The sequence below is a fragment of the Chryseobacterium aahli genome (assembly GCF_022699665.1).
In the GTDB taxonomy this organism is placed as follows: Bacteria; Bacteroidota; Bacteroidia; order Flavobacteriales; family Weeksellaceae; genus Chryseobacterium; species Chryseobacterium aahli.
Genome location: NZ_JALDNB010000011.1, coordinates 178,932 through 192,545 on the forward strand (window position 1 = coordinate 178,932; position 13,614 = coordinate 192,545).

Sequence of the window (13,614 nt, forward strand, 5' to 3'; positions counted from 1 at the left end):
ATTTCTACTCAATGTAAACTACTAATTCTGTTACTTTTTTAAGATCAACGTTTTGTAATTCTGGGTTGTAATTTAGCTCGTCAATAATCATAATATCACCAGATTTCATATTGTAAATCTTTTCCTTAACTGATTGATTAAATTCATTTCCATAATTAACCATTGGTTCTTCATCATTAATTTGATAGCGGAATTTACCTGCCTTTCCTAATTTCATAACAAATTGAGGAATGAAATACTCTATTGTAGAAGTGGCAAGTTCTTCCTTTGATAAAGTAATTTTTCCTGTTTTGTTTTTGATACTTGCGAAAGGTTTTCCAATATTTAATATTCGAAATTCTCTTTTTTCAACTGTTTCTTTACCTTTAATAAAACTAATAATTTTGATTTGCAATGTATTGCCTGTGGCAGGAATAATGTAATATTTATTTTCTCGCTCTTTATAAACTCCTGGTCCGTTTACTTTAATACTATCCGATTTGGGAAAATAAATTGTCAGACGATTTTTTATGCCTCTGTATACAATATTTAACTCTTCGTTTTCTATGATGGATTTATTGCTTGAATCTTCTGAAGACGAAATGTGCTTTGTAGGCGTGCAACAAATGCAGACAAAGAAAATTAGTAGGTAATGAATAAATTTTTTCAAAAGAATAATAGATTATTTTACTCAAAGATATAAATTTCCTCAAATTCCACGGATTTTCACAGATTCTTATACGCAATCATCTTTGCTAATCTGTGTGATCTGCGGGAAATAAAAATTCACCAAATATGCGACAGAAAATTTAACCTCATCAATATTAAACAATCAAAAGATACAATCGAACTTGAATATCACATTTGAGCCTCTTTCAAAATTTACTTACCTTTAAAAAAATAAAATTTTAAATGAAAAAATCGGTTGCAATCATTTTTGCGTTTATCATTTCACAATTTCAGGCGCAGCAGAATGCTTATTATCAGCAGGCTGCCCAATATAAGATGGATATTGATGTCAATGCAGAAAAATTTACCTACGAAGGAAATCAGACCCTTAATTATTCCAACAACTCACCGGACGAACTTAATGTCGTGTATTTCCATTTGTACTGGAATGCTTTTAAACCCAATTCAATGATGGATCAAAGAGTTGCCGGACAGGGAAAAAACGGGGATTCGAGATTGCAGAAAGACGGAGTTTCAAGACTGGTATCGATTCCTAAAGACCAGGAAGGTGCACAAAATATTCACTGGATTAAACAAAACGGAAAGAATCTGAAGTTTGAAATTCAGGAAACAGTGATGAAGGTTTATTTAAATGAATCTTTAAAGCCTAATTCCAAAACAACTTTTACCATGGAATGGGACGCTATAATCCCTCAGCAAATCAGAAGAAGTGGAAGAAACAACCGTGAAGGTGTTGATATGACGATGACCCAATGGTATCCGAAAATCGCAGAGTACGATTATGATGGTTGGGCAACGTTCGATTATGTGGGAAGAGAATTTCATGCGCCGTTTGCAGATTTTGATGTAACCATTAAAATCAACAAAGATTATGTAATAGGAGCGGGCGGAACGCTTTTGAATCCTACTGAAGTAAAAGGCTATGATACCTCAGCAAAAATTAAAGCCGATAAAAATAAAGCGACCTGGAAATGGACTGCCAAAAATATGCTCGACTTCGCATGGGCGGCAGACAAAGATTATTCGGTAGAAAGTTTTGATGTTCCGCAAGGTCCGAAAGTGTTTTTTGTATATCAGAAAAATGACAAAACCAAAGCATGGGGTGAAGCGCAGCCTTACGTGACGAAATATTTCCAGATTATGAATTCCCGTTTTGGGAAATATGCTTATCCTTCTTATGCTTTCATTCAAGGTGGTGACGGCGGTATGGAATACGGAATGTGTACGATGATTTTAGGTGAAGCGAAAAATCTTGAAGATTTAATGGGGCTGATGGTTCACGAAGGTTCTCACTCTTGGTATCAGCAAATCCTGGCAACCAATGAACCTCTGAGACCATGGATGGATGAAGGCTTTACAAGCTATGCCGAAAGCATTGTGATGCATCAGCTTTTCCCACCAAAAGATGAAAGACCGAATCCTTTTGTTGATAAAATAAATGCATACAGAGGAATTGTACAAAAAGGAATTGAAGAGCCGGCAGTTTGGTTAGGTGACCACCACGACAACGGCACTGCGTACAGTTTTGCAAGTTATGTGAAAGGTGAATTGTATCTGGTGCAGTTAGGCTACATCGTTGGTGAGCAGAATTTAGAAAAAATCATGACCGAATATTTCAAAGAGTGGAGCATGAAACATCCTACCGACAGAGATTTCCTTCATATTGCACAGAAAGTTTCGGGGATGGATCTGAAATGGTTTCATCATTACTGGATCAACACCACAAAAACCATCGACTACGGAATTAAAGACATCAAGTACGATGCAAAATCTACAACGATCACGTTGTTGAACAATGGTCAGATTCCGATGCCTATTGATTTTTCTGTAATGACGACAAATAAGAAAATCATTACCTACTACATTCCGATGAACATGACCCACACCTGGAAACAGAAAGACGGTTACGGCGATTTTACCACAGAAAAATACTGGCCTTGGACGCAGAAAGAATATACACTAACGATTCCTTACACCAAATCTCAACTGTCACTTTTAGGAATAGATTTCAGCCAGAGAATGGCGGATGTAAATCCTGAGAACAATTTTGTTGAAGTGAAATAGTTTAGTTTAAATAAATTAAATAATCCCCGAAGAGTTTATTCTTCGGGGATTATTTTTAGATATATTCAAGAAAGAATCAGGTTAAAATTATTAAGCGTCTGTAAAGCTATACTTAATCCATTTTGTTCCTGTCCAGGCAATGTGGCAGCCAAGATCGGTGTCAAATATCATTTTGCCAATATCTTCTGTTAATGTAAGATTGGGTCTGTTGGCTGTAGTGCAATTTTCAATTATTGGAATTAGTTTCCAGCCAAATTCTGTACTATCAACTGTTTTTAACCAAATAGAATGATTGGCTTCACCAGATTTTCTTAAATAGACAGATCCTTTGTTTGCGAAAATATTACCGTTGGGCAATGAATCACCTGTTACAATTTTTGTAGAATTCTTCAGGATAAGCTCTCCGAAATTATTAATGGAAAAAAGTCTTTCATCAGTATTTGAAAAAGCTTCAATTACGCTCAAATTGCCATGTGAGCCTAAGGTTTGTTTAAATTTAACCCCTCCGTAACTATTTAAAGAAGCAGAAGCATAATCTCCAAAATTAATTCTGTCTAAATTTAAAGATGGTGAAATAATTTTTTTATTGCAAATAATTAAATTTTCATTTTCTTCTTCTAAAAGTTTCTGAGGTATTGTACCATGGAAATTTTCAATTTGAATAGTTGTTCTATAAATGGCTTTATCGAAAAGTGGATCAGTAACTGATTCATCTGGGATTACTTTTAATTCTTGTACTTCAATTATATCTCCATCGACTTGTAATAATAGATTTGAATTTTCTGTTCTTCCCTCTGTGTAGGGTTCAATAATCCATCCGACAGCTCCAATTGCATACTTAAAATGATTGATTTTTTTATATCCGCAAATTTTAATATTAGAATGTTTTACATATGCTAAATATGCGGTCATTACTAATTGATTAAATGGATCTACAATAGTTGTACTATCTTTCCAATTTTGATTAGTGAGTGGATTAGTTTTTAATTCTCCTTCAGTTTTATCGCTTTGAATGTAAAAATTTAAATTTCCTCCATATAGTCTATTAATGAAAATGTCTTGTTGACAATCAATTATTGTAACTTTTCCTTTATAACCCACGCGCTTGTATTCATCAAAAGATTCTGTAGCTTCACCGAATGAAAGAGAAAATCCGTGCCATGATTTTTCAATGCTTAGATCAATATCAATGTCAATTTCATCTTTCATTACATCAGATAAAAACCCATCATGTCGCCATCCGTATGCATTGTTTTTTGAAGAGCAATTAATTATTTTTAATTTCCCGTTTGGAATAATGTTGCCTTCATTGTTCTGAATGGTAAATGCTTTTGCCCCATCAATATAATTGGAATATTCAACTCCTTCCAAATCAAAAACATGAATGTTTTCTAATGTGATATTGTCAAAACCATCTATAAGAGAAACGCCATTTGAACCTGCATTCGGCTCAATTGGAGTTTTAATAGCAACTGTTGCAGTAATTGCAAAATCTCTCAATGTGATGTTTTTTACAGAATGTAATAGTAAAACATCTGCACCGGTTTGGGAGTCTGTTCTCAAAACAGTATCTCTACCCTCGCCGGAGATAATGATGTTTTTTAAATCTTTTAAAACTCCAGGGATATAGTCATAATTTAGAGGAAAATTAGCATTTCCACAGCTGAATTGCCCTTTCGGAAAATGGATGTTTAAGTTTTGTTGTACACACAAATCAACCATTTTTTTCATTTTATCCCAGTTCCAAGAATAATGAGTGTTGCCTGGAGTAGTATCAAAGTCGGGATTTCCGTCATCCTTAATTCCCCACCATAATGGGTTGACTGTACTATTCGAAAACCGACGTCTGTAATATTTTGAACCGATGATGATATAAATTACACCATCAACTTTACTTGGTTCCATATTGGAGCCGTCAAACCATTCTTGTACTTCTATGTAATTTGCATTTTCTTCCATAAGATTTTTTGTTTATTTAAAATTGTTAATTAAGATCACTTTTTTGAAAAGCGCATTATTAAGACGTCTTATTGCTTTTCTTTGTTGATACAAATTTAAATGCGCATAGCGACAAAACACGACGTATTAAATGGATGTTGTGAAACTTAATATTCGAATCTTTTTTATAATAAAAAAAACTAAATGTTATTTGATCAGAACTTTAGCAATATCAATTATAGTTGATGTTTTTGAAGAAAAATGAGTTGAGTTTAAATAATTAAATAATCCCCGAAGAGTTTTTCTTTGGGGATTATTTTTTTTCAAGAAAGAATCAGGTTAAAATTATTAAGCGTCTGTAAAGCTATACTTAATCCATTTTGTTCCTGTCCAGGCAATGTGGCGGCCAAGATCGGTGTCAAATATCATTTTGCCAATATCTTCTGTTAATGTAAGATTGGGTCTATTGGCAGAAGTACAGGTTTCAATTAGAGGAACTAATTTCCAGCCAAATTCATTATCATCTGCTGTTTTTAACCAAATTGAATAACTAGCGCCACCTACTTTTCTGAGGTAAATTGATCCCATATTTGCCACCACATTACCATTAGGTAATGAATCGCCTGTTACAATTTTTGTAGAATTTTTTAGAAGGAGCTCTCCAAAATTGTTAATAGAGAAAAGTCTTTCATCGGTATTTGAAAAAGCTTCAATTACGCTTAAATAACCATGGGATCCTGATGTTTGTTTGAATTTTACACCACCAGCATATTCATTAAAAGATGCTGAGGCATAGTCTCCAAAATTAATTTTATTCAAACTTAATGAGGATGAAATAATTTTTTTATTACAAATAATTAAATTTTCATTTTCTTCTTTTAAAAGTTTCTGAGGTATTGTACTCTGGAAATTTTCAATTTGAATTGTTGTTCTATAAATAGCTTTATCAAAAAGTGGATCAGTAACTGATTCATCTGGAACTATTTTTAATTCGTCTGTTTCAATAGTATCTCCGGCAACTTGTAATAGCAGATTGGAATTTTCTGTTCTTCCTTCCGTATGAGGTTCTATAATCCACCCCACTGATCCGATTGCATATTTAAAATGATTGATTTTTTTGTAACCAAATATTTTAATATTCGAATGTTTGATGTATGCCAAATATGCGGTAAATAGAGTTTCGTCATAAGGATTTCCGGTTACTTTATTTTTCCATAATTGATTGGTTAATGGGTTTTTTGTTAGCTCTGTTTCGTCTTTATCACTTTGGATATAAAAATTTAAATCTCCACCATATAAACGACCAAGTATAATATCTTGCTGACAATCAATTAATGTTACTTTTCCTTTGTAGTTTATACGTTTACTCTCATCAAAGACATCAGTTGCATCTGCAAAAGAAAGTGAAAATCCTAACCAAGATTTTTCAATGGTTAAATCAATATCTATATCAGTGTCATTTTTCATTACATCAGATAAAAACCCATCATGTCGCCATCCGTATGCATTGTTTTTTGAGGAACAATTTATTAATTTCAACTTCCCTGTGGGTATGGTATTGAATTCCCCATTTTGAATAGTAAAAGCCTTTGCTCCGTCAATATAGCCAGGATATTCAACTCCTTCCAGATCAAAAGCATGAATGTTTTCTAACGTGATGTTATCAAATCCATTAGTAATGGAGACCCCATTTGACCCACCATTGGGAGGCTGTGGTGTCTTGATAGCAACTGTTGCTGTAACAGCCAAGTCTCTGAATGTGATATTTTTTATTGAATTTAATTGAAGTACATCAGCTCCGGTTTGCGAATCGGTTCTAAGGACAGTTTCTCTGCCTTCCCCTGAAACGATGATGTTTTTAAAATCTCTTAATTCTGTATTGCCTGGAGTATAAGAATCGTGAAAGGGGAAACTGCTATTCCCACAGCTGAATTCTCCCTTGGGGAAATGAATATTTAAGCTCTGTTGTACACAAAGATCTACCATTTGTTTTACCCTATAATAATTTGGTGTGCCGTCATCTTGATTCGGGTTTCCATCATCTTTAATGCCCCACCATAAAGGGTTAACCGTGTTATTCGAAAACCGGCGTCTATAATATTTTGAGCCAATGATGATATAAATTACACCATCAACTTTACTTGGTTCCATATTGGAGCCGTCAAACCATTCTTGTACTTCTATGTAATTTGCATTTTCTTCCATAAAATTTTTTGTTATTTTAAATTGTTAATTAATATCACTTTTTGAAAAGCGCATTATTAAGACGTCTTATTGCTTTTCTTTGTTGATACAAATTTAAATGCGCATAGCGACAAAACACGACGTGTTAAAATAGATGTTGTGAAACTTAATATCCAGCTTTTTTATAATAAAAAAACCTAAATGTTATTTAATCAGAACTTTAGCAATATCAATTATAGTTGATGTTTTTGAAGAAAAATTAGTTGAGTTTAAAGAATTAAATAATCCCCGAAGAGTTTTTCTTTGGGGATTATTTTTTATATAAATGCAAACTGCATTTGGTTACAAACAACGGTGTTTGGAGCTTCTGTAAGTTGCATTTTGTTTCCTGCAACTTGCGGGAGACTTCCTGCAGTTGACGTTTGTTTCCACCAGTTTGCGGGAGACTAAACGCAGTTGCATTTGGTTTAAAACGGATGGATTTGGTTTTAAGTAAATTTAAAAACCACTAAACTTTAATAAAATTGGAGAATTACGGAACCAAACTTAAATATCCTTCATCAGATAATGTAAGCTGATAGTGACAAGTTTCGGAAGAATTGCCATTACTATCGCTTGTATCATAAGAATGAAACACTTTAACATTAAAAATAGAATCAGATATTTTTTTTGTTCCAACATTCTCACCACAATAACCAGAGCTATAATTAGAATGAGCTAAAAACATTGAGGTTATTTTATGATTTACCTGATTGATGATATATAAAGACGAGTCTTGACCTATATTAAGCTCAAATACTAAGTATTGTTTAATATGATTATTCTGAACATACCCTAAAACATACAGTGGAATTTCTCCTTTTCGGTCAGGAATTTGAAAAAGCTCACTTTCTGGGACAAATACTATTTGATCCTTTTTAATCTCAGTAAAATTATCACCGTTATCAAGATAAGAATTGAGTGAATGTTCGTCAATCTCTTTAAGATTTGGGATGTCTTTTATCTGTTTTAAGGCTTCGCTACTCGTGTAATTATAGTAAAACGAATAGTCAGTACAGTTTGAAGTTGTTGCTGTTTTTCTACTGATGCAACTTAGATTGATGAGAAGAAGGAGAAGTACGGTGAAAGAATATTTCATAGTATATTATTTAGACCTTCAAAGATATATTTCGAGACTTAATTAACCTTAAAAATCGTATATCGCAAATTAAAACTATTTAATTCATTTAATGTTAGAATTCTCATAGATTGAAAATAATTAAAAGTTAGTTTTTCTTTCGATTCTTTGATTTATTTTTGACAACCTAAAAAAGAATTAATAATGATGAGTAAAAAGATTGTTCCGGTAGTAATTCCCTTAAGTAAAATGAAAATGACGTTGCTTTTTATTGGGGCAGTACTATTTGTTGTTCTTGGGTTAATTTTAATAATATATGAACCGGAATCTATCAATCATTCAAGCAGATATGCTTGGGTAATGAAGCCTTTTCCTCGTTTTCTTGCGGGTTTTGTATGTGTTGTTTTTTTCGGTCTTGCAGCAATAACAATGTTGTTTAGGTTGTTTAATAAAAAACCAGGACTAATTATTAACGAAAAAGGGATTAATGATAATTCCAGTGCTCTTGCATTAGGTTTTATACCTTGGAAAGACATTAGAGAAGTTAAAATGGTGACTGTTAATCAAAACAAATTTATCCTTATCATAGTGTGGAATCCAATAGATTATCTTAATAAAACAACTCAGTGGTTGAAACTTAGAGGGCTCAAGTTAAATTTCAGATATTATGAAACGCCAATCTGTATTTCGGCTAATTCATTACAAATAAAATTTGATGAACTTTATACATTGCTGGTTGATAATGTGAATCAATTTAAGAATAATTAATACCCTCTCGAATAAGATTTCTTTTCCTCCAAATATTCTACCTTATCCCCATGTCCGGTTTTAAAAAGAGTCTTCACAGTAATTCTGTTTTTCTCTGCCGTTGCACTCGAAATATACACATTGAAATGAAGATGAGGCCCACTGCTCCAGCCGGTATTTCCACTGTAAGCAATGGATTGTCCTTTTGTCACGCTGTCTCCAAGTTTTACCTGAACGCTGTTTTGCTCTAAATGATAATATTGAGCAATCGTTCCGTCGGGATGCAATATAGAAACATAATTCCCGAAAGGGGCACAGTTTCTGGTCGGGCAGCTTTGGTTATTATTTTGTACGATGTCTATTACTAAGCCCTCTCTTGATGCTAAAACTTCCGTGCCTTCGGGCATAATGAAGTCTAATGAATTTTCATTCTGATGAGAGAATGTTCCGTTGTAGCCCTGATGGATCCAGAATGCTTTTCCTTTTCCAAAAGGTAAATCGTAAACGTATTGAGTGTCGTAATCTTTTATCGTAATATCACCGATGTAGCTTTTGTATCCGGGCATTTTTTTGATTCCCCAGCCTTTCTTTTTATCGTTCACGACAAAGTAAGTTACTTTTTGCTTCATTGTTTTTGCCGGAATAACCTGCGTGGTTTTAAATAATTCAGGTTTCTTTAAATTATCCGTTTCCGGCTGACCGTTGAAAACCAACGACACGGGATAAATCTCCTGATTGTAAACGTAGAATGTGATGGTGTCACCTTTTCTCTCGTTGTACATTTTGACGTTTTTCTGAGAGAAAAGAATTGCAAATTGACTGATGAATATGAGAATTATAAGTTTTTTCATTAGTGTTTCGAGCTTAATCAATTGTTTTTACAATTATAAACCAATTTTACAGATATTAAAAGGCTCTTTTTATGAAAATTGTTAAATTTACCACCGAAAAGCTATTCAATGAATTCTATCGTAATCAATGTTGGAAACAGCAATATCAGATTTGGCCTTTTTGATGATGACAATTGTGACATCTCTTGGGTCATCAATACAAAACCGTACAGAACTGCAGATGAGTTGCATGGGCAGATGCTGATTTTATATCAAACCTATAAAGTTGATCCTAAAAAAATCGAGAAAATTATCATTGGCTCAGTAGTTCCTCAGTTGACAAGGGAAATTACGTCTGCGATTAGAAAAATTCACGGAATAGTTCCGATAATGGTTGACCGAAATACGCCTTCGGAAGTCATCGCAAAATCTAAGCAAATGGGAACAGATATTTACGCCAATCTCGTTGCAGCGCATAATATGTACCCCGACAGAAAAAAAATTGTACTTGATTTTGGAACTGCTCTTACAGCAAGTTGTGTCGCTGAAAATGGTGAATGTTTAGGCGTGATCATTGCTCCGGGAATCGTAACATCATTAAATTCTTTGATTAGCCAAACGGCTCAGCTTCCGGAAATTGAACTCATAAAACCGAAATCTGTTTTGGGTTTAGATACCATCAGTTGCATGCAAAGCGGGATGGTTTACGGCTTCCTCGGAATGGTAGAAGGTTTTATTGACCGTATCAATGATGAGGTGAACTACGACTGTTTTGTGATAGCTACAGGTGGAGTTTCTCACGTTTACAAACCGCTAACTAATAAAATACATATTGCAGACAGACTGCATACGCTAAAAGGATTATACTTTTTGGGTAAAGATTTATAATTGAGGTTGAGGTTAAGATTTATTTTAACCTCAACCTCAACCTATCTTTTCGATTTGAAAAACTCTTTTACAATAGAAGAGCATTCATTTTCCATAATTCCGGTGACGATTTCTGTTTTTGGGTGAAGGCTTAAATTTTTATTGATAAATCCGCGCTGCTCGTCTCTGGCACCAATCACCACTTTTGAAATCTGTGACCACGAAAGTGCTCCCGAACACATCACGCAAGGTTCTAAGGTTACATACAAAGTACAGTTGATCAAATATTTTCCGCCTAAAAAATTGGCAGCAGAGGTGATGGCCTGCATTTCGGCGTGGGCAGTAACATCGTTTAAGGTTTCGGTAAGATTGTGTGCTCGTGCAATCACACGATTATTTGAAACTACTACACATCCGATAGGAACCTCATCTTTTTCGAAGGCAATTTCGGCTTCCTGAAAAGCCATTTTCATAAAATATTCGTCTGTAAACATAAAAAACAAAAGCTTAGTACAAAACTAAGCTTTTCATTAAATATTTTAAGAATTTAGAATCGATATCCGATACCACCCATTATTTTTCCGGTTACTTCGTCAAAATAATGTTTGTCTCTGTCCCCGAATCTTCTGGCAATACCACCACTGGCTTCAATAACTAAATTGTTTTTCATTACCCATTTTCCTCCGACTCCAAAACCGATTCCTACGGTTGTAAAATTGCCCTTGGTTACAGATGAGGTGTAATAATATCCGTTGATGTCGTCATAATTATATGAATAAATGTCATTAGATTCTGTAGTTACGGGTATGAAGCCTTCCAGGAAAAATCCGGAGGCATATTTTTTACCAAAGTACATTCTGTAAAAAGCTGAGAATTGCGAAAATCTGCCATCTTCAGGATCTAATTTAATCATTGCATTGATACCTAATCCTTTATTTTCAGACAATAGCCTTTCATAGGAAACATTAGCCATCGGGACGGCAATTAATAAAATAGGATCTGCAAGAACGTCGTTTTTTCTTTGTTTTTCTGTTTCCTGAGCTTGTGCAGAAAATAATCCGAAAAATAGAGAGAATGAGAGTAAAAGTCTTTTCATAGATTTTTTTCTCAAATGTAATATTTAAAATAAGACGACAAAGAAAATTTTATCAATTACTCAAGGTTCATTGCTAAAGGCAGTCTGAATCGATATCTTACGGGGTTCCCGTTAACAGAAGCTGGCGAAAATTTATTCGGGACTGAATACAATGCGATCTCTGCCTGACGGTTAAACGTGAAGTTTTCACCTTCTGCCTGCACATTGCTGATGCTGCCGTCTTGTTCTACAACAAAAGCGACTACTGCTTTGCTATTTCCTGTTTCAGAATAAACACCATCTCCGTAGAAGAGATCTGCAACCTGTTTTCTCAAGTTATTCATTCCGCCGGGATAATTGGCAGTCTGGTCTATCGTCTGAGAAACAGCGGGTGATGCTGAAGTAGATTTGGTATTGATTTTACTTAAATCTTCAAGGTTTTTTACTTTAAGCAAAGCTCCGATGAGAGCGACATTTTCAATGCTGTCCATCTTTTTCATAAAAAAGAGAAAATCTTGTTTGATAGCTGTTTTTATAACAGTATTCTTTTCTGCATCAAATTTTTTCTTGAATTCCTGATTAAGCATGCTTCTATGCTGGTTGTAATAGTTTTTTACCATTTTGAATTCCTCGACCTGCTGAGAAAAACAAAATGTTGAAAGGAGCATAAAAAAAAGATATAAAGCTTTCAAAAGATGATTGTTTATGTAAATGTAATCAAAAAAGATGCAAAAAATTTAATCTTCAAAATAACTGTTGAGCGATTCTTGTAAATGTTTTTTAATCTCTTCGACTAAAGTTTTAGGTTCAAGAACTTTTACTTCTTTTCCATAAGATAAAATCTCCTGCATAAAGTCGTAAGTAGGGTGGAGGAAAAACTCAAAAATGATTTCTCCCGGAGTTTCTTTAATCTCTTTCTGAGACTGATGAAGTGCAAAGCTACGAATGTATTCTCCCTGATGTCTGCTGCATTTCAAGACAATTTTCTGAGGATTTTGTTCGGTTAAATTCATTACCCCGAAAGCATTTTTAAAATGTTCTCTGAAGTTGTATTTGTATTTTTCTTTGAATTTTGCAGCATTAACATCCAGATAATTGATACGGTCTAAACCAAAGGATTTGAGAGCTTTGTCTTTGGTGTCAATCGCAATCAGATACCAACGGTCTTTAGATTCTTTCAATGCCAAAGGATGGACTTTTCTGGAAGTCATCAGCTTATTTTTGTAATTATAATGCTCAAAAGTAACGACTCTTTTATTACGAATGGCAAAGAAAAGATCGTAAAAATGTTCAACACCAGTGGGTTTTCTGCTTTCAAAAAAGATATAATCTGCAAAATCTGGATGTACGTTTAAGGCATTGCTTACCTGAAAAGATTCTAATAATTTTTGGTTATACTCATCGACTTCCATAATCGGCCGGCTCTCGATATAATATCGGTTGTCACCTTTCTTTTTGTTGTGAATAGAGAGATTAAAAAGCCCTGAAATCTCACGGATATCCCTTTGCAAAGTACGGATAGAGTAGCTCTTGATATCCGCATCCTGAAATTCAAAAGAATTCAAAAGATAGTCCTCCAGCTGTGAGTAAGTAGACGGAGCACTTTCTAATTTCTTAATGATTAAGGCATATCTTGTGAGGTAAAAATCTTTTTTCATTCGGGTATTTTTATGTTTTTAACTTTGCTGTTTTGTTTTTTGTCGAATGCAACGCAAGCGTTTCATTGTTTAATTTTCTAAAACAAATATATGCGGTTAATGCGACAAAAGGTGTCGTGTTTTATTTTTGTGGATAAGTTTTTGGGAATATATTCTTAAACTTTCCAAAAGAATTTCTTTGTATTTATTTTGGATAAATATGTCCAGCCAACCTACGAAAGAAAAACTTATGAAATACAAGCCTTCTTGATTGTGGAATGTGTATCTACTCATCATTGTATGTTTTTATAAAGGTAAAAAATAATACAATCTGAGAGAATGAAGTTTTAAAAGAAAAGGCCACACGATACAATCGTGCCTTTACTTTGTAATAATAAAAACTACTTAAATTTATTCAAAGGAAAACAGAGGTGAACTAGCAATCGTGCTGAACTTAAGGTTTAACTCCCGCATTAGTCCTCTGCT

Annotated in this window: 12 protein-coding genes; 3 read left to right on the plus strand and 9 right to left on the minus strand. The window is 33.9% G+C overall.

Annotated elements, in window-relative coordinates:
• Positions 1–4: 4 nt before the first annotated feature.
• Positions 5–649 (minus strand): GldM family protein, encoded by a 645-nt coding sequence (locus MQX03_RS16925; RefSeq protein WP_242804449.1) that lies wholly within the window; start codon positions 647–649, stop codon positions 5–7.
• A gap of 242 nt (positions 650–891) precedes the next feature.
• On the opposite strand from MQX03_RS16925, the gene MQX03_RS16930 reads away from it, so the two are divergent.
• Positions 892–2,733 (plus strand): M1 family metallopeptidase, encoded by a 1,842-nt coding sequence (locus tag MQX03_RS16930; RefSeq protein ID WP_242804450.1) that lies wholly within the window; start codon positions 892–894, stop codon positions 2,731–2,733.
• 90 nt (positions 2,734–2,823) lie between these two features.
• Here MQX03_RS16930 and MQX03_RS16935 read toward each other — a convergent pair whose 3' ends face one another.
• The 3 genes from MQX03_RS16935 to MQX03_RS16945 all read right to left on the minus strand — a co-directional run bounded on the left by MQX03_RS16935 (position 2,824) and on the right by MQX03_RS16945 (position 7,993).
• Positions 2,824–4,692, minus strand: coding sequence for a hypothetical protein (locus MQX03_RS16935; protein ID WP_242804451.1), 1,869 nt, complete (start codon positions 4,690–4,692; stop codon positions 2,824–2,826).
• 327 nt (positions 4,693–5,019) lie between these two features.
• Positions 5,020–6,876, minus strand: a complete 1,857-nt coding sequence (locus MQX03_RS16940) for a hypothetical protein (protein ID WP_242804452.1) — start codon at positions 6,874–6,876, stop codon at positions 5,020–5,022.
• Positions 6,877–7,387: 511 nt separating this feature from the next.
• A complete protein-coding gene (locus MQX03_RS16945) occupies positions 7,388–7,993 on the minus strand; it encodes a hypothetical protein (RefSeq protein WP_242804453.1) in 606 nt (201 codons plus the stop codon).
• A 183-nt stretch (positions 7,994–8,176) separates the two neighbouring features.
• Between MQX03_RS16945 and MQX03_RS16950 the strand changes: the two genes are divergently transcribed.
• Entirely contained in the window at positions 8,177–8,740 is a 564-nt protein-coding gene (locus MQX03_RS16950; RefSeq protein WP_242804454.1) for an STM3941 family protein, read from the plus strand.
• Here the strand turns inward: MQX03_RS16950 and MQX03_RS16955 are convergent.
• A complete protein-coding gene (locus MQX03_RS16955; RefSeq protein ID WP_242804456.1) occupies positions 8,737–9,570 on the minus strand; it encodes a M23 family metallopeptidase in 834 nt (277 codons plus the stop codon). The two genes, MQX03_RS16950 and MQX03_RS16955, sit on opposite strands and share 4 nt — an antisense overlap.
• Before the next feature lie 108 nt (positions 9,571–9,678).
• Here MQX03_RS16955 and MQX03_RS16960 point away from each other — a divergent pair, with 108 nt between their 5' ends.
• On the plus strand, positions 9,679–10,437 hold the full coding sequence (locus MQX03_RS16960) for a type III pantothenate kinase (RefSeq protein ID WP_242804458.1): 759 nt from the start codon (positions 9,679–9,681) through the stop codon (positions 10,435–10,437).
• Between the two features lie 41 nt (positions 10,438–10,478).
• Here the strand turns inward: MQX03_RS16960 and MQX03_RS16965 are convergent, their stop codons facing one another.
• The 4 genes from MQX03_RS16965 to MQX03_RS16980 form a co-directional block, all read right to left on the minus strand.
• Positions 10,479–10,910, minus strand: coding sequence for a nucleoside deaminase (locus MQX03_RS16965; RefSeq protein WP_242804460.1), 432 nt, complete (start codon positions 10,908–10,910; stop codon positions 10,479–10,481).
• A 53-nt stretch (positions 10,911–10,963) separates the two neighbouring features.
• Complete coding sequence (locus MQX03_RS16970; protein ID WP_129535313.1) at positions 10,964–11,512, minus strand: hypothetical protein; 549 nt, start codon at positions 11,510–11,512, stop codon at positions 10,964–10,966.
• 56 nt (positions 11,513–11,568) lie between these two features.
• Positions 11,569–12,111, minus strand: a complete 543-nt coding sequence (locus tag MQX03_RS16975) for an energy transducer TonB (protein ID WP_242804462.1) — start codon at positions 12,109–12,111, stop codon at positions 11,569–11,571.
• A 117-nt stretch (positions 12,112–12,228) separates the two neighbouring features.
• On the minus strand, positions 12,229–13,149 hold the full coding sequence (locus MQX03_RS16980) for a helix-turn-helix transcriptional regulator (protein WP_242804464.1): 921 nt from the start codon (positions 13,147–13,149) through the stop codon (positions 12,229–12,231).
• Between the last annotated feature and the right edge of the window lie 465 nt (positions 13,150–13,614).

Excerpts from the sequence above, each read along its gene's own strand:
- MQX03_RS16930 (WP_242804450.1), top strand. The coding sequence starts at position 892 with ATGAAAAAATCGGTTGCAATCATTTTTGCGTTTATCATTTCACAATTT.
- MQX03_RS16935 (WP_242804451.1), bottom strand. The coding sequence starts at position 4,692 with ATGGAAGAAAATGCAAATTACATAGAAGTACAAGAATGGTTTGACGGC.
- MQX03_RS16940 (WP_242804452.1), bottom strand. The coding sequence starts at position 6,876 with ATGGAAGAAAATGCAAATTACATAGAAGTACAAGAATGGTTTGACGGC.
- MQX03_RS16945 (WP_242804453.1), bottom strand. The coding sequence starts at position 7,993 with ATGAAATATTCTTTCACCGTACTTCTCCTTCTTCTCATCAATCTAAGT.
- MQX03_RS16950 (WP_242804454.1), top strand. The coding sequence starts at position 8,177 with ATGATGAGTAAAAAGATTGTTCCGGTAGTAATTCCCTTAAGTAAAATG.
- MQX03_RS16955 (WP_242804456.1), bottom strand. The coding sequence starts at position 9,570 with ATGAAAAAACTTATAATTCTCATATTCATCAGTCAATTTGCAATTCTT.
- MQX03_RS16960 (WP_242804458.1), top strand. The coding sequence starts at position 9,679 with ATGAATTCTATCGTAATCAATGTTGGAAACAGCAATATCAGATTTGGC.
- MQX03_RS16965 (WP_242804460.1), bottom strand. The coding sequence starts at position 10,910 with ATGTTTACAGACGAATATTTTATGAAAATGGCTTTTCAGGAAGCCGAA.
- MQX03_RS16970 (WP_129535313.1), bottom strand. The coding sequence starts at position 11,512 with ATGAAAAGACTTTTACTCTCATTCTCTCTATTTTTCGGATTATTTTCT.
- MQX03_RS16975 (WP_242804462.1), bottom strand. The coding sequence starts at position 12,111 with ATGGTAAAAAACTATTACAACCAGCATAGAAGCATGCTTAATCAGGAA.
- MQX03_RS16980 (WP_242804464.1), bottom strand. The coding sequence starts at position 13,149 with ATGAAAAAAGATTTTTACCTCACAAGATATGCCTTAATCATTAAGAAA.